Origin of the sequence: Candidatus Rickettsia tasmaniensis (genome assembly GCF_036857515.1) — a bacterium.
Taxonomy (GTDB): Bacteria; Pseudomonadota; Alphaproteobacteria; order Rickettsiales; family Rickettsiaceae; genus Rickettsia; species Rickettsia rickettsii.
In genome coordinates, this window is the sequence record NZ_JAQCNX010000051.1 from 1 (window position 1) to 1,836 (window position 1,836).

The window sequence follows — 1,836 nt, forward strand, 5'->3', positions numbered from 1 at the left end:
ATGCACTAATAACTGAAGTTAATAAAAATCTACCTAATAATACAGGAGTATTAGAAGATAAAAAACAAGAAGTTAAAACCGATAATATATTCAATAAAAATTCAGAACCTAAAAAACAAACTATCAAAAATAAATTTTATAAGTATTTAAGTAAATTAACGAGAAAATTGGGATTAAAATCCATAAGCAATTATTTTAAAGAATTAATTAAAGATCCAAATCTTGAGCAAAATATCAATTTAGAAAAAGAAGCAAAGTTAATAGCAGACAAACATCGACTAACAAAATATATGGAACTTAGCGATAATAAAAATAATAATGCAGTATTTAGCGGTAAAAAAACATCAAAGAATATTACTCAATTATAGATTCATTTTACCGTCAATTCAGGTATTGCCTATAAAAAGTTGACTCAAGGTTTCGATGTCATTCCTGCGAGGCATTGGCTTTGTTGCATGGCTCGGTTTTTTTGTCATTGCGAGGAAAATTACGAAGTAATTGTACGTCCGCAATCTCAGGAGTTTGTTATTATTTCATGAGATTGCCACGCAGCCTATGGCTGCTCACAATAACGACCCGGTGTATCCACACAACAATGCCTTGCAGGAATGACAGCGGAAAACCGAACCACGCAACAACTACGCTATTTACTATATCCTTTTAAAATCTCAAAATCTTGCCCTTGGAGCAAGAATTTTTCAGGTAATGTAATTTTTGCTACAAAATTCTTTACATCTGCGCTTTGTAAATAGATTGTAGCTTTAGCATTACTCTGATCTTCGTTATTTATACGAGCTGCAAGCAAGGTTACTATCTGCCGTAATTCTTCATGATTTTGTGGATAAAACTGTAGTTCAAATTGTTTATTATTAATTGCATCCTCAATTGATGAAAAGCTTTTTGCCGTTAGTTTTATTCCTCCCTCATCTTTAACTATGTCACAATTAACAACTACCAAACTTTTAACATCAAGTAAATGTACATAATCTTTTAAAACTTCCTCACTAAAAATACTAAGTTCAAAGATATTCTCAGGATCGGAAAGCACGAGCGTCACAAACCTACCTCTTGCCGACATACGAGAATCCTTTTTTTGTATTACACCGGCAAGATTTACTCGGTTAGTACCATCAGGTAAGTTATTATGCAAATCCGCAGTATTTAAAATATTTAAACGACTAAATATTTCTTGATATTCCGTAAGAGGATGATTAGAGATAAATAAACCCATAGCCTCAAATTCATAAAAGGCTAAAGTATTTTTATCGGCATAATCGCTTGATACTAAAATAGTTGGACTTAAACTAGAAACTTTAATTAAGCTAAATTGATTAGATTCCTGCTCTGCGTGATATGAAGTTGAATAAGAAAGCAATTTTGGAATGCTTGACAATAATTGCAATCGATTATCATGCAACTCATCAAAACAGCCTGACTTGATTAAATTTTCCAATAATTTACTGTTAATAGATTTGGGGGGTAATCTTTCAATAAAATCAGTAATTGATTTAAACGCCCCTCTTGCTTTTCGCTCATCCGTTACTAACTTACCGAAATTCGGCGTGACTCCCTTAATAGCACATGCACTAATAACTGAAGTTAATAAAAATCTACCTAATAATACAGGAGTATTAGAAGATAAAAAACAAGAAGTTAAAACCGATAATATATTCAATAAAAATTCAGAACCTAAAAAACAAACTATCAAAAATAAATTTTATAAGTATTTAAGTAAATTAACGAGAAAATTGGGATTAAAATCCATAAGCAATTATTTTAAAGAATTAATTAAAGATCCAAATCTTGAGCAAAATATCAATTTAGAAAAAGAAGCAA

At 30.7% G+C, this 1,836-nt stretch carries 1 protein-coding gene and 1 pseudogene; one reads left to right on the forward strand and one right to left on the reverse strand.

Annotated elements, in window-relative coordinates; translation table 11 throughout:
- Positions 1-167: 167 nt before the first annotated feature.
- A complete protein-coding gene (locus tag O6R16_RS07730; protein WP_419088436.1) occupies positions 168-368 on the forward strand; it encodes a hypothetical protein in 201 nt (66 codons plus the stop codon).
- Between the two features lie 275 nt (positions 369-643).
- On the opposite strand, the pseudogene O6R16_RS07735 reads toward O6R16_RS07730, so the two are convergent.
- A pseudogene (locus O6R16_RS07735) lies at positions 644-1,582 on the reverse strand (helix-hairpin-helix domain-containing protein); the annotation flags it as partial.
- Positions 1,583-1,836: the final 254 nt, after the last annotated feature.